Origin of the sequence: Cellulophaga sp. 3_MG-2023 (assembly GCF_030546975.1) — a bacterium.
GTDB lineage: Bacteria > Bacteroidota > Bacteroidia > Flavobacteriales > Flavobacteriaceae > Cellulophaga.
On sequence record NZ_JAUOPS010000002.1, the window covers coordinates 141209 to 156339 of the forward strand.

At 34.1% G+C, this 15131-nt stretch carries 28 protein-coding genes; all 28 read right to left on the reverse strand.

Annotated elements, in window-relative coordinates:
- Nucleotides 1–95: 95 nt before the first annotated feature.
- Nucleotides 96–1388, reverse strand: a complete 1293-nt coding sequence (gene eno / locus Q4487_RS05505) for a phosphopyruvate hydratase (RefSeq protein WP_100896713.1) — start codon at nt 1386–1388, stop codon at nt 96–98.
- 136 nt (nt 1389–1524) lie between these two features.
- Nucleotides 1525–2631 carry a glutamine-hydrolyzing carbamoyl-phosphate synthase small subunit gene (carA, locus tag Q4487_RS05510; RefSeq protein WP_303541003.1) on the reverse strand — a complete coding sequence of 369 codons (1107 nt, stop codon included), beginning with the start codon at nt 2629–2631 and terminating at the stop codon, nt 1525–1527.
- A gap of 110 nt (nt 2632–2741) precedes the next feature.
- Nucleotides 2742–3230: a 50S ribosomal protein L17 gene (gene rplQ, locus Q4487_RS05515; protein WP_100896715.1), complete on the reverse strand. Its 489-nt coding sequence runs from the start codon at nt 3228–3230 to the stop codon at nt 2742–2744.
- A 36-nt stretch (nt 3231–3266) separates the two neighbouring features.
- Nucleotides 3267–4259 carry a DNA-directed RNA polymerase subunit alpha gene (locus Q4487_RS05520; RefSeq protein WP_072303176.1) on the reverse strand — a complete coding sequence of 331 codons (993 nt, stop codon included), beginning with the start codon at nt 4257–4259 and terminating at the stop codon, nt 3267–3269.
- Between the two features lie 16 nt (nt 4260–4275).
- Nucleotides 4276–4881, reverse strand: a complete 606-nt coding sequence (gene rpsD / locus Q4487_RS05525) for a 30S ribosomal protein S4 (RefSeq protein ID WP_100896716.1) — start codon at nt 4879–4881, stop codon at nt 4276–4278.
- A 97-nt stretch (nt 4882–4978) separates the two neighbouring features.
- Complete coding sequence (gene rpsK, locus Q4487_RS05530) at nt 4979–5371, reverse strand: 30S ribosomal protein S11 (protein WP_013621735.1); 393 nt, start codon at nt 5369–5371, stop codon at nt 4979–4981.
- 99 nt (nt 5372–5470) lie between these two features.
- Entirely contained in the window at nt 5471–5845 is a 375-nt protein-coding gene (rpsM, locus tag Q4487_RS05535; protein ID WP_013621734.1) for a 30S ribosomal protein S13, read from the reverse strand.
- A 2-nt stretch (nt 5846–5847) separates the two neighbouring features.
- Nucleotides 5848–5964 (reverse strand): type B 50S ribosomal protein L36, encoded by a 117-nt coding sequence (ykgO, locus tag Q4487_RS05540; protein WP_013621733.1) that lies wholly within the window; start codon nt 5962–5964, stop codon nt 5848–5850.
- A gap of 1 nt (nt 5965) precedes the next feature.
- Nucleotides 5966–6181, reverse strand: coding sequence for a translation initiation factor IF-1 (gene infA, locus Q4487_RS05545; RefSeq protein ID WP_013305172.1), 216 nt, complete (start codon nt 6179–6181; stop codon nt 5966–5968).
- Nucleotides 6182–6184: 3 nt separating this feature from the next.
- Nucleotides 6185–7528, reverse strand: coding sequence for a preprotein translocase subunit SecY (gene secY / locus Q4487_RS05550; RefSeq protein WP_100896717.1), 1344 nt, complete (start codon nt 7526–7528; stop codon nt 6185–6187).
- Nucleotides 7529–7542: 14 nt separating this feature from the next.
- The gene (rplO, locus tag Q4487_RS05555; RefSeq protein ID WP_100896718.1) at nt 7543–7995 is read right to left on the reverse strand and encodes a 50S ribosomal protein L15; all 453 of its coding nucleotides are present in this window, start codon (nt 7993–7995) and stop codon (nt 7543–7545) included.
- 16 nt (nt 7996–8011) lie between these two features.
- Nucleotides 8012–8191 (reverse strand): 50S ribosomal protein L30, encoded by a 180-nt coding sequence (gene rpmD / locus Q4487_RS05560; RefSeq protein ID WP_013621730.1) that lies wholly within the window; start codon nt 8189–8191, stop codon nt 8012–8014.
- Between the two features lie 10 nt (nt 8192–8201).
- Complete coding sequence (gene rpsE / locus Q4487_RS05565; RefSeq protein WP_100896719.1) at nt 8202–8726, reverse strand: 30S ribosomal protein S5; 525 nt, start codon at nt 8724–8726, stop codon at nt 8202–8204.
- 6 nt (nt 8727–8732) lie between these two features.
- The gene (gene rplR, locus Q4487_RS05570; protein ID WP_100896720.1) at nt 8733–9086 is read right to left on the reverse strand and encodes a 50S ribosomal protein L18; all 354 of its coding nucleotides are present in this window, start codon (nt 9084–9086) and stop codon (nt 8733–8735) included.
- Nucleotides 9087–9097: 11 nt separating this feature from the next.
- Nucleotides 9098–9640 (reverse strand): 50S ribosomal protein L6, encoded by a 543-nt coding sequence (rplF, locus tag Q4487_RS05575; RefSeq protein ID WP_100896721.1) that lies wholly within the window; start codon nt 9638–9640, stop codon nt 9098–9100.
- 19 nt (nt 9641–9659) lie between these two features.
- Entirely contained in the window at nt 9660–10058 is a 399-nt protein-coding gene (gene rpsH / locus Q4487_RS05580) for a 30S ribosomal protein S8 (protein WP_100896722.1), read from the reverse strand.
- A 72-nt stretch (nt 10059–10130) separates the two neighbouring features.
- Nucleotides 10131–10400 carry a 30S ribosomal protein S14 gene (gene rpsN / locus Q4487_RS05585; RefSeq protein ID WP_013621725.1) on the reverse strand — a complete coding sequence of 90 codons (270 nt, stop codon included), beginning with the start codon at nt 10398–10400 and terminating at the stop codon, nt 10131–10133.
- 1 nt (nt 10401) lies between these two features.
- Entirely contained in the window at nt 10402–10953 is a 552-nt protein-coding gene (gene rplE, locus Q4487_RS05590) for a 50S ribosomal protein L5 (RefSeq protein WP_100896723.1), read from the reverse strand.
- A gap of 2 nt (nt 10954–10955) precedes the next feature.
- Complete coding sequence (rplX, locus tag Q4487_RS05595) at nt 10956–11270, reverse strand: 50S ribosomal protein L24 (RefSeq protein ID WP_198519455.1); 315 nt, start codon at nt 11268–11270, stop codon at nt 10956–10958.
- Between the two features lie 11 nt (nt 11271–11281).
- Entirely contained in the window at nt 11282–11650 is a 369-nt protein-coding gene (gene rplN, locus Q4487_RS05600) for a 50S ribosomal protein L14 (RefSeq protein ID WP_034642780.1), read from the reverse strand.
- Between the two features lies 1 nt (nt 11651).
- A complete protein-coding gene (gene rpsQ, locus Q4487_RS05605) occupies nt 11652–11909 on the reverse strand; it encodes a 30S ribosomal protein S17 (RefSeq protein WP_072303188.1) in 258 nt (85 codons plus the stop codon).
- A 13-nt stretch (nt 11910–11922) separates the two neighbouring features.
- Nucleotides 11923–12114 carry a 50S ribosomal protein L29 gene (gene rpmC / locus Q4487_RS05610; protein ID WP_100896725.1) on the reverse strand — a complete coding sequence of 64 codons (192 nt, stop codon included), beginning with the start codon at nt 12112–12114 and terminating at the stop codon, nt 11923–11925.
- A gap of 18 nt (nt 12115–12132) precedes the next feature.
- On the reverse strand, nt 12133–12552 hold the full coding sequence (rplP, locus tag Q4487_RS05615; RefSeq protein ID WP_013621719.1) for a 50S ribosomal protein L16: 420 nt from the start codon (nt 12550–12552) through the stop codon (nt 12133–12135).
- A 20-nt stretch (nt 12553–12572) separates the two neighbouring features.
- A complete protein-coding gene (rpsC, locus tag Q4487_RS05620; RefSeq protein ID WP_013621718.1) occupies nt 12573–13289 on the reverse strand; it encodes a 30S ribosomal protein S3 in 717 nt (238 codons plus the stop codon).
- A gap of 9 nt (nt 13290–13298) precedes the next feature.
- Complete coding sequence (gene rplV, locus Q4487_RS05625; RefSeq protein WP_013621717.1) at nt 13299–13706, reverse strand: 50S ribosomal protein L22; 408 nt, start codon at nt 13704–13706, stop codon at nt 13299–13301.
- Between the two features lie 3 nt (nt 13707–13709).
- Nucleotides 13710–13988 carry a 30S ribosomal protein S19 gene (gene rpsS, locus Q4487_RS05630; RefSeq protein WP_072303192.1) on the reverse strand — a complete coding sequence of 93 codons (279 nt, stop codon included), beginning with the start codon at nt 13986–13988 and terminating at the stop codon, nt 13710–13712.
- Between the two features lie 12 nt (nt 13989–14000).
- Complete coding sequence (gene rplB, locus Q4487_RS05635; protein WP_100896726.1) at nt 14001–14825, reverse strand: 50S ribosomal protein L2; 825 nt, start codon at nt 14823–14825, stop codon at nt 14001–14003.
- A 9-nt stretch (nt 14826–14834) separates the two neighbouring features.
- Nucleotides 14835–15125, reverse strand: a complete 291-nt coding sequence (gene rplW / locus Q4487_RS05640; RefSeq protein ID WP_100896727.1) for a 50S ribosomal protein L23 — start codon at nt 15123–15125, stop codon at nt 14835–14837.
- Nucleotides 15126–15131 lie beyond the last annotated feature (6 nt).

Here is a 15131-nt window from a genome sequence, read left to right on the forward strand (position 1 = left end):
AGAATTGAATTTGCTATATATTATATTAATTTGACAATTAAGCACAAAAAAGCCGCTCTTATACAGAGCGGCTCAATAAACTAAAACTAGTTTTTTTATTTTATTTTAAAGGCATCCATTTGCGGGTAGTATGCAACAGTACCTAATTCCTCTTCAATACGCAATAATTGGTTGTATTTAGCCATACGGTCAGATCTAGAAGCAGAACCTGTTTTAATTTGCCCTGTGTTTAATGCAACTGCTAAATCTGCAATTGTATTATCTTCTGTCTCTCCAGAACGGTGAGACATTACAGATGTATAACCTGCATTTTTAGCCATAGTTACAGCTGCTATAGTCTCTGTAAGCGTACCTATTTGATTTACTTTAATTAAGATAGAATTTGCTATATTATTCTTAATCCCTTTAGATAAACGCTCTACGTTTGTAACAAATAAATCATCACCAACTAATTGCACTTTATCGCCAACTTTTTCAGTTAAAGATTTCCAGCCATCCCAATCATTCTCATCCATACCATCTTCAATAGAAATAATAGGATATTTAGCAGACAAATCTGCCAAATACTGTGCTTGCTCTTCAGATGATCTAATTACACCTTTATCGCCTTCAAACTTTGTGTAATCATATTTACCATCAACAAAAAATTCTGCAGCAGCACAATCTAAAGCAATCATAATTTCATCACCCAACTTATAACCTGCATTAGAAACAGCTTTTGCAATAGTATCTAAAGCATCTTCTGTACCACCTGCTAAATTTGGAGCAAAACCACCTTCATCACCAACAGCTGTACTTAAACCTCTATCATGTAATACTTTTTTTAAGTGGTGAAAAATCTCAGTTCCCATTTGCATAGCATGCGTAAAGTTTTTAGCTTTTACAGGCATTACCATGAATTCCTGAAAAGCTATTGGCGCATCTGAGTGAGAACCTCCGTTAATAATATTCATCATAGGAACAGGCAACGTATTTGCACTTACACCACCAACGTATCTGTATAATGGCATTCCCATTTCATTAGCTGCAGCCTTAGCAACCGCTAAAGAAACACCTAAAATTGCATTAGCACCTAATTTAGATTTATTTGGCGTACCATCTAAATCTATCATTGTTTGGTCTACTAGGTTTTGTTCAAAAACAGACATCCCAATAATTTCTTCAGCTATAGTAGTATTTACATTTGCAACGGCATTTAAAACACCTTTACCCATAAAAATATCTCCACCATCTCTTAACTCAACAGCTTCATGTTCACCCGTAGAAGCACCAGAAGGAACTGCGGCTCTACCTAAAACACCATTTTCTGTATATACGTCTACTTCTACAGTAGGGTTACCTCTTGAATCTAATATTTGCCTTGCATGCACATTTATGATAATACTCATAGAATTTTTTATTTTTTAGGTTGATATAATCTTCTCGTAAAGATACAAAAGTGTACCATTACCCGTGAGTTTTACGCCATAACTATACCAATAATTAACTATAATTTAAACGAAAACGATATCGTATTATTTAGTTCTAACTGTTTTTAATTAATTCGAAAAAATTATCAAACAAATAATTAGAATCGTTAGGACCTGGACTTGCTTCTGGGTGATACTGTACAGAAAAAACATTTTTATTCTTCATTCTTATACCAGCAACAGTGTTATCGTTTAAGTGTTTGTGTGTAATTTCTAAATCAGTATTAGCCTCTGCTTCATCTCTATTAATAGCAAAACCGTGGTTTTGAGAAGTAATTTCACCTTTACCAGTAGTTATGTTCATAACCGGATGATTAATTCCTCTATGTCCATTATGCATTTTATATGTAGAAACTCCGTTTGCTAGAGCAATCACTTGATGACCTAAACAAATACCAAATAAAGTTTTATTGTTAGCAATGATATCCTTAGCTGTTTGTATAGCATCAGTTAAAGGTTCTGGATCACCAGGCCCATTAGAAATAAAATAACCATCAGGATTAAAAGAACTTAACTCACTATAAGATGCGTTGTAAGGAAACACTTTTATATAAGCATCTCTTTTAGCTAGATTACGCAATATATTTTTTTTAATTCCTATATCTAAGGCTGCAATTTTATACTTTGCATTTTCATCTCCATAAAAATAAGGTTCTTTAGTAGAAACTTTAGAGGATAACTCTAAACCTTCCATACTAGGAACATTTGCCAATTGCTCTTTTAAACTCTCTATATTATCTACATCTGTAGAAATTACCGCATTCATAGCACCATTATCTCTAATATAGCTAACCAAAGCTCTTGTATCTACATCAGAAATAGCAAAAAGGTTACTGTTATTTAGAAACTCTTGTAAACTAGCATCCGCATCTACTCTAGAATAATCATAACTAAAATTTTTACAAACCAGCCCAGAAATCTTAACAGAATTAGACTCTACCTCTTCTTTATTGGTACCGTAATTACCAATATGTGCATTGGTAGTAACCATAATTTGCCCAAAATAAGATGGATCTGTAAAAATTTCCTGATACCCTGTCATACCAGTATTAAAACAAACTTCACCAAATGCTGTACCATCTGCATCACCAACAGCTTTACCGTGAAAAATTGTACCGTCTGCTAATAATATTAGCGCTTTTTTTCTTGCTTGATATTTCACCCTATAAAAATTTAATCCTTAATATTTCTACTATACAAATTTAACATAAAAAAAAGGGACAGACTATAAGTCTATCCCTTTTGAATATTTAAAAAAATAAAATCATTATTTTATTCTTCTGAATCATCTGATTTTGTTTCTGCTACAGGCGCTACAGCCTTTTTGCTTCTACCTCTTCTAGATTTCTTCTTCTCTTTTGGTTTACCAGCGTTATAAACTTCATTAAAGTCTACTAACTCTATTAAAGCCATATCAGCATTATCACCTAACCTGTTACCAAGCTTAATAATTCTTGTATAACCACCTGGTCTATCTCCTACTTTAGAAGAAACCTCACCAAATAAAGTTGTTACTGCGTACTTATCTCTTAAGTTTTTAAACACTATACGTCTGTTGTGAGTACCTTTCTCTACAGACTGGTTGTTTTCTGCCTTTGATTTAGTAATTAAAGGCTCTACAAATTGTTTTAAAGCTTTAGCTTTAGCAACAGTAGTGTTAATTCTTTTGTGCTCAATTAAAGAACAAGCCATATTTGCTAACATAGCTTTTCTATGCGCTGCTTTTCTTCCTAAATGATTAACTTTTTTACCGTGTCTCATTATATTATCTTATATATCTCCTTAGTGGAAATAAAATTAATCTTTATCCAATTTATATTTTGACAAGTCCATTCCAAAACTCAATCCTTTATTAATCACTAATTCTTCTAATTCTGTTAATGATTTTTTACCGAAGTTTCTAAACTTCATAAGATCGTTTTTGTTGAAAGAAACTAAGTCTCCTAATGTATCTACTTCTGCTGCTTTTAAACAATTTAGTGCACGAACCGAAAGATCCATATCTACTAATTTTGTTTTAAGCAACTGACGCATATGTAATGATTCCTCATCATAAGTCTCAGTCTGAGCTATTTCATCAGCTTCTAATGTAATACGCTCATCAGAGAATAACATAAAGTGATGAATTAAAACCTTTGCAGCTTCAGTTAAAGCATCTTTAGGATTTATTGATCCATCGCTACTAATTTCAAAAACTAATTTTTCATAATCAGTTTTTTGTTCAACACGATAGTTCTCAATACTATACTTTACGTTTTTAATTGGCGTAAAGATAGAATCTATTGGAATAGTTCCTATAGCAGCACCAGGCTTTTTATTCTCTTCTGCTGGTACGTATCCTCTTCCTTTCTCAATAACAATTTCCATATTAATGCTAACTTTAGCATCCATATTACAAATTACTAAATCAGGATTTAATACTTGGTACCCAGAAATAAATTTCTGAAAATCACCCGCAGTTAACTGATTTTTACCACTTACAGAAATTGAAACAGTTTCAGTTTCAACATCTTCTATTTGTCTCTTAAAACGAACTTGTTTTAAGTTTAGAATCATTTCTGTAACGTCTTCAACAACACCAGGAATAACAGAGAACTCATGTTCTACTTTATCCATTCTTACAGAAGTAATTGCAAAACCTTCTAATGCAGAAAGCAATACTCTTCTTAATGCGTTTCCAACAGTCAATCCATAACCAGGCTCTAAAGGACGAAATTCAAATTTCCCTTCAAAATCTGTAGAATCGATCATTATAACTTTATCGGGCTTCTGAAAATTTAATAATGCCATAGTTGAATTAGGTTGTTTATTTAGAGTATAACTCGACGATTAGTTGTTCCTTGATATTCTCTGGAATCTGAACTCTTTCTGGAATTGATACATAAGTACCTTCGTTTTTCTCAGAATTCCAAGTAATCCACTCGTATACTCGACTGTTAGCAGCCAATGCATCTTGTATAGCAGATAATGATTTAGACTTTTCTCTAACACCTACAACATCACCTGGCTTTAAAGAATAAGATGGTATGTTTACCAATTGACCGTTAACTGTAATGTGACGGTGAGAAACTAATTGTCTTGCTCCTCTTCTTGAATTAGAAACACCCATTCTGTAAACAACGTTATCCAAACGAGATTCACATAATTGAAGTAAAACTTCACCAGTAACACCTTTACTGCTGTTTGCTTTAGCAAATAAGTTTCTAAATTGTTTTTCTAAAATTCCGTAAGAATATTTAGCTTTTTGCTTTTCCATTAACTGGACAGCATATTCAGATTTTTTACCACGACGTCTATTGTTACCGTGTTGTCCTGGAGGGTAATTCTTTTTTTCAAAAGACTTATCTTCTCCAAATATCGCTTCTCCGAATTTACGTGCGATTTTAGTTTTAGGTCCTGTATATCTTGCCATTTTCTATTATTTTGAAAGTGAGATTATGAATTAAGGCTTATCCTTCGATAATCGTAACTACACTTTCTGTGAAACGCCCATAGGGCTATTAAATTAATTAAACTCTTCTTCTTTTTGGAGGTCTACAACCGTTGTGTGGTAATGGAGTAACATCAATAATTTCTGTTACTTCAATTCCTGAGTTGTGAATTGCACGTATTGCAGATTCTCTACCGTTACCAGGTCCTTTTACATAAACTTTAACTTTTCTAAGTCCTGCTTCATGCGCAACTTTAGCACAATCTTCAGATGCTACTTGCGCAGCATAAGGTGTATTCTTCTTAGATCCTCTAAAGCCCATTTTACCGGCAGATGACCAAGAGATTACATCTCCTTTTTTGTTTGTTAAAGAAATAATAATGTTGTTAAAAGAAGCTGTTACGTGTGCTTCTCCAACTGATTCAACTATAACTTTACGTTTTTTAGCTGTTTTTGTATTTGACTTTGCCATATTTTTCTAGTTTTTAGTTGTTAGTTGTTAGTATTAGAATCCTAAACTTTAACATTTCAGACAGATTCAATCCAACTTCTAAATACTAATGACTTTTAATTATTTAGTTGCTTTCTTCTTGTTAGCAACAGTTTTTCTCTTACCTTTTCTAGTTCTAGAGTTGTTCTTAGTTCTTTGACCTCTTAAAGGTAAACCTGACCTATGGCGAATTCCTCTGTAACATCCGATATCCATTAAACGTTTGATGCTTAATTGAATTTCTGAACGTAATTCACCTTCAATAGTAAACTCAGATACAGCATCACGAATACGACCTATTTCGTCATCATTCCAATCTGATACTTTTGTATCTTCACTAACTTGGGCTTTAGCTAAAATTTCTTTAGCTCTACTTCTACCTACACCAAATATGTACGTTAAAGCTATAACTCCTCTTTTCTGTTTTGGTATATCTACACCTGCAATTCTTGCCATAATTACCCTTGTCTTTGTTTAAATCTAGGATTCTTTTTATTAATTACGTACAACCGTCCTTTTCTGCGCACTATTTTGCACTCGGCACTTCTCTTTTTTATTGATGCTCTTACTTTCATCTTAATATCTATATGTAATTCTTGCTTTAGTCAAGTCATAAGGGCTCATTTCTAATTTCACCTTATCACCTGGTAATAATTTAATATAATGCATTCTCATCTTTCCAGATATATGCGCTGTAACCACGTGTCCGTTTTCTAACTCTACGCGAAACATTGCATTAGATAATGCTTCAATTATAGATCCGTCTTGCTCTATCGCTGCTTGTTTAGCCATAACTTATGCTACTTTTCTATTTTTACCACTTTTCATTAAGCCATCATAATGTCTATTTAACAAATATGAATTCACTTGTTGAACCGTATCAATTGCTACACCCACCATAATTAGTAGTGATGTTCCACCATAAAACATTGCCCAATTTCCTGTAATTCCCAATAGCTGAACAACAATAGCTGGTAAAACAGCCAGCAAAGCTAAGAAAATAGATCCGGGTAACGTAATTAATGACATAATTTTATCTAAAAAATCTGCAGTTTCTTTCCCAGGCCTTGTTCCTGGTACAAATCCACCACTTCTTTTTAAGTCATCTGCCATTTTATTTGTTGGTACAGTAATAGCAGTATAAAAATATGTGAATATTATAATTAGAAAAGCAAATAATAAATTATATGCTAATCCAAAGGGATCTTGAAAATTAACCTCAAACCATGAACCTACTGCAGAAGTATTAAAATACTTACCAATCATACCTGGCAAAAACATTAAAGCTTGTGCAAATATTATTGGCATAACACCAGATGCATTTAACTTAAGAGGAATATACTGTCTAGATCCAGTAATGTTTTTCTCATAACCACCAGATGCGGTTCTTCTTGCATACTGAACAGGTATTTGACGTGTAGCTAATACTATTAGTACAGATGCCAAAATAACTAAGAACCATAAAATAACTTCAACAAGGATAAACATTGGTCCACCAACATTGTCACCTGTTCTAGAAGCTACTTCCTGAATAAATGCTTGAGGCATAGTAGCAATAATACCAATCATAATTAATAATGAAATACCATTACCAATACCCTTATCAGTTATTTTTTCTCCTAACCACATTGCAAACACAGTACCTGTAACTAATATAATTACAGCTGGAATCATAAAATCTAGTCCTTTACCTAATACAAAAGCACTATCTGGAACTCCAAATGCACCTAAACCTAAAAGATAAGCAGGAGCCTGTACAATACATATTGCAATAGTCAACCATCTTGTAATTTGGTTAATTGTTTTTCTACCGCTCTCACCTTCTTTTTGTAATTTTTGAAGGTAAGGGATAGCAATACCCATTAATTGCACTACAATAGATGCAGAAATATAAGGCATAATACCCAATGCAAAAACAGATGCCTTGGCAAAAGCCCCACCTGTAAATGCATTTAATAAACCAAATATACCTTGTTCTGTACCTGTTTGTAAATTACCCAATTCCTGAGAATCAATCCCTGGTAGTGCAATTTGAGCACCAAAACGGTATACTAATAGTAAAGTAAGCGTAATAATTATTCTGTTTCTTAACTCTTCTATTTTCCAAATATTGGATATGGTATCAAAAAATTTCTTCATCTTCTGTTTAGTGATTAAAGACTTATTGCTTCTCCTCCAGCAGCCTCAATAGCTTGCTTTGCAGACGCAGTAAATTTGTGAGCAGAAATTTTAAGAGTAGCTTTTAATTCACCACCACCTAAAATCTTAACCAAATCATTTTTTCTTACTAATCTATTCTCTAAAAGAGTTTCAAAAGTAACTACATCTTTTATAGCTCCTTTATCAACTAACTCTTGTAGTTTCTCTAAATTAATTCCTTGGTAATCTTTTCTATTGATATTTGTAAAACCAAACTTAGGCACACGTCTTTGCAACGGCATCTGTCCACCTTCAAAACCAATTTTCTTAGAGTAACCAGATCTAGATTTAGCACCTTTGTGCCCTCTAGTAGCAGTACCACCTTTACCAGAACCTTGTCCTCTACCTACGATTTTACCTGCCTTATTGACAGCACCTTCTGCAGGTGTTAAATTACTTAAATTCATCTTGATAAATTTATAATTAAGCTTCTTCAGTAGAAACTAAATGTTCAACTTTATTTACCATACCAAGGATATTTGGCGTAGCCTCATGCTCAACAACTTGACCAATTTTTCTAAGCCCAAGAGCCTCTAAGGTTCTTTTTTGTCTTTGAGTCTGTTTAATATTACTCTTAACTTGCTTTACTTTAATCTTTCCCATTGTATCCTATTTATCCTTTAAATACTTTTTCTAAAGATACTCCTCTTTGATCTGCAATTGTTTTTGCATCCCTAATTTGCAATAAAGCATCAAAAGTTGCTTTAACTACGTTATGAGGGTTAGAAGAACCTTGTGACTTTGATAATACATCATGTACACCAACTGCTTCCAATACAGCTCTTACAGCTCCACCAGCAATTACACCTGTACCGTGAGATGCAGGTTGGATATATACACGAGCACCACCAAATTTACCTTTTTGTTCGTGAGGTATAGTTCCTTTGATTAGAGGGATTCTAATTAAATTCTTTTTTGCGTCTTCAACAGCTTTTGCAATAGCAGTAGCTACATCTTTAGATTTACCTAAACCGTGTCCAACAACACCGTTTTCATCTCCTACAACTACTATAGCAGAAAAACCAAAAGCTCTACCACCTTTTGTTACCTTAGTAACCCTTTGTACACCAACCAAACGATCTTTCAAATCTAATCCACCTGGTTTAACTGTTTCTACGTTTTTATATCTTTGGTACATAATATATTAGAATTTAAGTCCGCCTTCTCTAGCACCTTCTGCTAATGATTTAATTCTTCCGTGGTACAAGTTACCACCTCTATCAAAAGCAATAGTTTCTATACCAGCCTTTAAAGCCTTTTCAGCGATAGCTTTACCTACTTGGTTAGCTATTTCTATTTTAGTTCCTTTTGCATCTAGCCCGTTATCTCTTGAAGATGCTGAAACTAATGTAGTTCCTGCATTATCATCAATAATTTGAGCATAAATCTCTTTGTTACTTCTAAATACAGCTAATCTTGGTTTAGTTGCAGTTCCAAATGAAACTTTTCTAATCCTTCTTTTAATTCTGTATCTTCTTTCAGTCTTTGATAATCCCATATTGCTAATTATTAAGCTGATTTACCTGCTTTTCTTCTTAATACTTCTCCAACAAACTTAATACCTTTTCCTTTGTAAGGCTCTGGCTTACGAAAAGCTCTAATTTTAGCCGCTACTTGACCAACTAATTGCTTGTCAAAAGATGTTAATTTTACAATTGGATTCTTTCCTTTCTCAGAAACTGTTTCCACTTTTACCTCTGGAGCTATATCCAAAACTATGTTATGTGAAAAACCTACAGCCAAATCTAATTTTTGTCCTTGGTTGCTAGCTCTATAACCAACACCAACCAATTCTAATTCTTTAGTCCAACCTTTAGAAACTCCTTCTATCATATTAAAAAATAAAGCTCTATACAAACCGTGCTTTGCTTTATCTTGTTTATGCTCAGAATTTCTCTTTACAATGATTGACCCTTCTTCTATTTCTACCGAAACTCCTGAAAACTCTTGAGTTAATTCACCCAATTTACCTTTCATTGTAACTACATTATCGTTAACCTCTACGGTTACACCCTCAGGAATTGTTACTGGATTATTACCTATTCTAGACATTATTCTTATTCTTTATAGATTAATAAACGTAGCATAAAACTTCACCACCAACTTTTTCTAACTTAGCTTGCTTGCTAGTCATAACTCCATGAGAAGTAGAAACTATAGCGATACCTAAACCGTTAAGTACTCTTGGCAAGTCTGAAGAACCAGCATACTTACGTAAACCTGGCTTACTTACTCGTTGTATTTTTTTTATTACAGGCTCTTTAGTTGCTTTATTGTATTTCAAAGCAATTTTGATTGAACCTTGTACTGCGTCTTCAATGACTTTATAACTTAAAATATATCCTTGATCGAACAATATTTTAGTTATCTCTGTTTTTAGATTTGAAGCAGGAATCTCTACCACTCTGTGACCTGCACGACTGGCATTTCTAACTCTTGTTAAATAATCTGCTATAGGATCTGTTACCATTTAAAATAATTTGCGGTGACGGTTTTTAACTTTTAGCTAAACCTGAAACCAATTTATATTGATTGTTTATTTTTACCAACTTGCTTTTTTAACCCCAGGGATTAAACCATTGTTAGCCATTTCTCTAAATGTTACCCTAGAAATTCCAAAAGTTCTCATATAACCCTTTGGTCTTCCAGTTAACTTACATCTGTTATGCATACGAACAGGTGAAGCATTTTTTGGTAATTTTTGTAAAGCTTCATAATCTCCAGCTTCTTTTAAAGCTTTCCTTTTTTCAGCATATTTTGCAACTGTTGCGGCTCTTTTTCTTTCGCGGGCCTTCATTGATTCTTTAGCCATACTAATTCTTTTTAAAAGGTAATCCTAGTTGAGTTAATAATGATTTAGCTTCTTTATCAGTTTCAGCTGTAGTTACAAAAGTAATATCCATACCATTGATTCTATTAATCTTATCAATGTTAATTTCTGGGAATATTATTTGCTCAGTAACACCTAAGTTATAGTTTCCACGACCATCAAAACCTGTAGCTTTAATACCTTGAAAATCTCTAACACGTGGCAAAGCACTTGTAATTAACCTATCTAAAAACTCATACATTCTTTCACCTCTTAACGTAACTTTAGCACCAATTGGCATACCCTTACGTAATTTAAAAGAAGCAACATCCTTTTTAGACATTGTAGAAACTGCTTTCTGACCTGTTATAAGTGTTAACTCATCCATTGCATGGTCAATAAGCTTCTTATCTGCAACTGCAGCACCAACACCTCTACTTAAAACTATTTTAGTAAGTTTTGGCACCTGCATAACGTTCTTATATTCAAACTCCTCTGTAAGAGCAGAAACAATACGTTCTTTATATTCTTGTTTTAATCTTGGAGTGTAAGTCATAATTAAATTACTTCATTAGATTTTTTAGAAAATCTCACTTTCTTACCATCTCTTACTTCATAACCTACCTTTGTTACTTCTCCAGATTTTGGATCAATTAAAGATAAATTTGAAATGTGTAATGGAGCTTCCTTTTTAACGATTCCTCCTTGAGGATTGTTTGCGCTAGGCTTCTCATGCTTAGATACCATATTAGCACCTTCAACAATTGCCTTATTCTTTTCACGGTCAACACTAACAACTTTACCTTCTGTACCTTTATGGTCTCCGGCAATAATTCTTACTGTATCTCCTGTTTTAATTTTTAACTTCATCATTTTTCTGAATATTAAAGTACCTCAGGGGCTAATGAAACAATCTTCATGAATTGCTTATCACGAAGCTCTCTTGCAACAGGTCCAAAAACACGTGTACCTCTCATTTCACCCGTTGGGTTTAATAATACACACGCATTATCATCAAAACGAATGTAAGATCCATCTTGTCTTCTTACTTCTTTTTTAGTTCTTACAACTACTGCAGTAGAAACAGCACCTTTTTTAATACCTCCGTTTGGAGTAGCATCTTTAACAGACACTACTATTTTATCTCCAACTGATGCATATCTTCTTTTGGTACCGCCCAATACACGTATAGTCAAAACTTCTTTTGCCCCTGTATTGTCTGCCACTTTTAGTCTAGATTCTTGCTGTAACATATTATTTAGCTCTTTCTAAAATTTCCACCAATCTCCAACACTTAGTTCTACTCAATGGACGTGTCTCCATTATTTTTACTGTATCACCAATATTGCAATCGTTTGTTTCGTCGTGCGCAACATATTTCTTTGTCTTTAACACGAACTTACCGTACATAGGGTGCTTAACACGCTTAACTTCTGAAACCACAATTGATTTCTCCATTTTGTTGCTAGTTACAACTCCTATTCTCTCTTTTCTTAAATTTCTTTTTTCCATAAAGCAGAACCAATTATTGGTTATCCCTTTTAGTTAATTCAGTTGCTAGTCTAGCCACCGTTCTTCTCGTCTTTCTGATTTGAAGTGGATTCTCCAAAGGCGTAACAGAGTGGGCTAATTTTAAATCCCCATACTGCTTTTTAAACTCAGCTAATTTATTTTTTAAATCTTCAACTGATAATTCTTTTACTTCTGATTGTTTCATGATTCCTTAAATTATAAATTAAGCTGAATAATCTCTAGCAACAATAAATTTAGTCTTTACCGGTAATTTTTGAGCCGCAAGACGTAAAGCCTCTTTAGCTATGTCCATAGGAACACCCGCTATCTCAAACATAATTCTACCTGGTTTCACAACAGCAACAAAATATTCTGGCGCACCTTTACCTTTACCCATACGTACTTCTAATGGTTTTTTAGTAATAGGCTTGTCTGGAAATATTTTTATCCATAACTGTCCTTCTCTCTTCATATATCTAGTAGCAGCAATACGAGCCGCCTCTATCTGACGTGAAGTAATAAACTTAGAATCTAAAGATTTTATACCGAACATACCGTTAGAAAGCTGGTGCCCTCTTTGCGAAAGTCCTTTCATACGGCCTTTCTGCGCTTTACGAAATTTGGTTCTTTTTGGTTGTAACATTTCTCTATCTCTTTAAATAATTACTTTCTACGACGTTGTTTCTTAGGCCCTTCGTTTCTTCCACCTTTGCCTTGCCCTTTAGACATACCAACTAATGGAGAAAGCTCTCTTTTACCATAAACTTCGCCTTTCATAATCCACACCTTAATACCTAATCTTCCATAAGTAGTATGAGCTTCATTTAATGCATAGTCTATATCTGCTCTAAAAGTAGATAACGGAATTCTACCATCTTTGTAAGCTTCAGAACGAGCCATTTCAGCACCGTTTAATCTTCCAGAGATTTGAATTTTTATACCTTCTGCATTCATTCTCATTGCAGCAGCAATTGCCATCTTAATAGCTCTTCTGTAAGAAATTCTATTTTCAATTTGACGAGCAACACTAGCAGCTACAAGATTAGCATCTACTTCTGGTCTCTTAATTTCAAATATATTAATCTGAACTTCCTTACTTGTAATTTTCTTAAGCTCTTCTTTCAACTTATCAACTTCCTGACCACCTTTACCGATAATAATACCAGGTCTAGCAGTAGTAATAGTTACAGTTACAAGCTTTAAAGTACGCTCTATAATAACTCTAGAAACACTAGCTTTTGCTAAACGAGCATGAACATACTTACGTATTTTATCATCCTCTGCTAATTTGTCTCCGTAATCATTTCCACCATACCAGTTAGATTCCCAACCTCTTATGATACCTAGACGATTCCCGATTGGATTTGTTTTTTGTCCCATAGTAATGTCTTAGCTTTGAGTTTTATTGTTAGATTCTAAAACCAATGTTACGTGGTTAGAACGTTTTCTAATTCTATGTGCTCTTCCTTGTGGTGCTGGTCTCAACCTTTTTAACATTGCACCACTATCAACTCTTATTTCCTTAACAATAAGATCTGCCTCTTCAATATCTGCATCTTCATTTTTAGACTGCCAGTTAGCAATAGCAGAAAGCAACAACTTCTCTACTCTTCTTGAAGCTTCTTTTTGACTAAACTTTAATATAGCCAAAGCCTTCTCTACCTGTACACCTCTAATTAAATCTGCAACAAGACGCATTTTTCTTGGTGAAGTTGGACAATTGTTCAACTTCGCAAAAGCAATCTTCTTCTTTTCAGCCTTAATTCTTTCGGCCATCTGTTTTTTACGAACTCCCATAGCTTACTTTTTTCCTTTGTTCTTCGCACCCGCATGACCTCTAAAAGATCTAGTTGGTGAAAATTCTCCTAATTTATGCCCTACCATATTCTCTGTTACATAAACAGGAACAAATTGTCTACCGTTGTGTACTGCTATAGTTTGACCAACAAAATCAGGAGTAATCATAGAAGCTCTAGACCAAGTCTTAATAACTGCTTTTTTACCCGACTCAACATTTTGCTGAACTTTCTTATCTAAACTATAATGAACGTAAGGTCCTTTCTTTAGTGAACGTGCCATTTTTTTCTAATTTTATTTCTTTCTACGTTCTAATATATATCTATTTGTATCCTTAGTTTTAGAACGAGTTCTAAATCCTTTAGCAGGTATACCATTTCTTGATCTTGGATGACCACCTGAAGCTCTACCTTCACCACCACCCATTGGGTGATCCACAGGGTTCATTGCTACTGGTCTTGTTCTTGGTCTTCTACCCAACCATCTACTTCTACCTGCTTTACCAGATACTAATAATTGGTGATCAGAATTTGATACTGCACCTATAGTAGCCATACAACCCGCTAAAACTAACCTAGTCTCACCAGATGGCAACTTAACAGTTACAAATTTTCCATCCTTTGCCATTAATTGAGCAAAAGTACCTGCACTTCTAGCCATTACAGCTCCTTGTCCAGGACGTAGTTCTATACAAGAAATAATTGTTCCCAAAGGAATTGCACTTAACGGTAAAGCATTACCAACTTCCGGAGAAGCCGTTTCACCAGAAGAAATCTTCTGACCTACTTCCAAACCATTTTGAGCAACAATATATCTCTTTTCACCATCAGCATACTCCGCCAATGCAATAAATGCTGTTCTGTTAGGATCGTACTGAATAGACTCAATAGTCGCAACAACACCTTGCTTATCACGCTTAAAATCTATTACACGATACCTTCTTTTATGACCTCCACCTTTTTGGCGCATTGTCATTTTACCCTGACTGTTTCTACCTCCAGACTTTTTTAACGGAGCAAGCAAGCTTTTCTCCGGCTTATCAGTAGTAATCGCGTCAAATCCGTTTACTACTCTAAATCGCTGTCCTGGAGTGATTGGTTTTAATTTTCTAACTGACATGTTTTGTCTTTATAGATTATTATAAAAATCAATTATATCCCCTTCTACCACGTCAATAATAGCTTTTTTATAACTATTAGTTTTTCCGTGCTGCACACCTGTCTTAGTGTGACGTGTTTTACGTTTTGGTCCGTAAATCATTGTTCGAACATTTTTTACCGAAACCCCATAAGCCTGCTCTACAGCATCCTTAATTTGGATTTTATTGGCTTTTAAATCCACAACGAAACCATAACGATTATACAACTCGCTATCAGCGGTCATTTTTTCCGTAATTATTGGCTTAACTATTATACTCATTGCTTT

What these genes read in the sequence shown, in the direction of transcription:
- rplR (WP_100896720.1), bottom strand. Translation starts at nt 9,086, where the DNA reads ATGGGATTATCAAAGACTGAAAGAAGATACAGAATTAAAAGAAGGATT.
- infA (WP_013305172.1), bottom strand. Translation starts at nt 6,181, where the DNA reads ATGGCTAAACAAGCAGCGATAGAGCAAGACGGATCTATAATTGAAGCA.
- rplO (WP_100896718.1), bottom strand. Translation starts at nt 7,995, where the DNA reads ATGAATTTAAGTAATTTAACACCTGCAGAAGGTGCTGTCAATAAGGCA.
- rplV (WP_013621717.1), bottom strand. Translation starts at nt 13,706, where the DNA reads ATGGGAGTTCGTAAAAAACAGATGGCCGAAAGAATTAAGGCTGAAAAG.
- rpmC (WP_100896725.1), bottom strand. Translation starts at nt 12,114, where the DNA reads ATGAAACAATCAGAAGTAAAAGAATTATCAGTTGAAGATTTAAAAAAT.
- secY (WP_100896717.1), bottom strand. Translation starts at nt 7,528, where the DNA reads ATGAAGAAATTTTTTGATACCATATCCAATATTTGGAAAATAGAAGAG.
- rplB (WP_100896726.1), bottom strand. Translation starts at nt 14,825, where the DNA reads ATGTCAGTTAGAAAATTAAAACCAATCACTCCAGGACAGCGATTTAGA.
- rplQ (WP_100896715.1), bottom strand. Translation starts at nt 3,230, where the DNA reads ATGAGACACGGTAAAAAAGTTAATCATTTAGGAAGAAAAGCAGCGCAT.
- rplP (WP_013621719.1), bottom strand. Translation starts at nt 12,552, where the DNA reads ATGTTACAACCAAAAAGAACCAAATTTCGTAAAGCGCAGAAAGGCCGT.
- rpsD (WP_100896716.1), bottom strand. Translation starts at nt 4,881, where the DNA reads ATGGCAAGATATACAGGACCTAAAACTAAAATCGCACGTAAATTCGGA.
- eno (WP_100896713.1), bottom strand. Translation starts at nt 1,388, where the DNA reads ATGAGTATTATCATAAATGTGCATGCAAGGCAAATATTAGATTCAAGA.
- Q4487_RS05520 (WP_072303176.1), bottom strand. Translation starts at nt 4,259, where the DNA reads ATGGCATTATTAAATTTTCAGAAGCCCGATAAAGTTATAATGATCGAT.
- rpsQ (WP_072303188.1), bottom strand. Translation starts at nt 11,909, where the DNA reads ATGGAAAAAAGAAATTTAAGAAAAGAGAGAATAGGAGTTGTAACTAGC.
- rpsC (WP_013621718.1), bottom strand. Translation starts at nt 13,289, where the DNA reads ATGGGACAAAAAACAAATCCAATCGGGAATCGTCTAGGTATCATAAGA.
- rpsK (WP_013621735.1), bottom strand. Translation starts at nt 5,371, where the DNA reads ATGGCAAAGTCAAATACAAAAACAGCTAAAAAACGTAAAGTTATAGTT.
- rpsE (WP_100896719.1), bottom strand. Translation starts at nt 8,726, where the DNA reads ATGTACCAAAGATATAAAAACGTAGAAACAGTTAAACCAGGTGGATTA.
- rplX (WP_198519455.1), bottom strand. Translation starts at nt 11,270, where the DNA reads ATGATGAAGTTAAAAATTAAAACAGGAGATACAGTAAGAATTATTGCC.
- rpsH (WP_100896722.1), bottom strand. Translation starts at nt 10,058, where the DNA reads ATGGTAACAGATCCTATAGCAGATTATTTAACAAGAGTTAGAAATGCC.
- rpsM (WP_013621734.1), bottom strand. Translation starts at nt 5,845, where the DNA reads ATGGCAAGAATTGCAGGTGTAGATATACCAAAACAGAAAAGAGGAGTT.
- rplE (WP_100896723.1), bottom strand. Translation starts at nt 10,953, where the DNA reads ATGACTTACACTCCAAGATTAAAACAAGAATATAAAGAACGTATTGTT.
- rplN (WP_034642780.1), bottom strand. Translation starts at nt 11,650, where the DNA reads ATGTTACAGCAAGAATCTAGACTAAAAGTGGCAGACAATACAGGGGCA.
- rplW (WP_100896727.1), bottom strand. Translation starts at nt 15,125, where the DNA reads ATGAGTATAATAGTTAAGCCAATAATTACGGAAAAAATGACCGCTGAT.
- rpsS (WP_072303192.1), bottom strand. Translation starts at nt 13,988, where the DNA reads ATGGCACGTTCACTAAAGAAAGGACCTTACGTTCATTATAGTTTAGAT.
- rpmD (WP_013621730.1), bottom strand. Translation starts at nt 8,191, where the DNA reads ATGGGAAAGATTAAAGTAAAGCAAGTTAAGAGTAATATTAAACAGACT.
- rpsN (WP_013621725.1), bottom strand. Translation starts at nt 10,400, where the DNA reads ATGGCTAAAGAATCAATGAAGGCCCGCGAAAGAAAAAGAGCCGCAACA.
- rplF (WP_100896721.1), bottom strand. Translation starts at nt 9,640, where the DNA reads ATGTCTAGAATAGGTAATAATCCAGTAACAATTCCTGAGGGTGTAACC.
- ykgO (WP_013621733.1), bottom strand. Translation starts at nt 5,964, where the DNA reads ATGAAAGTAAGAGCATCAATAAAAAAGAGAAGTGCCGAGTGCAAAATA.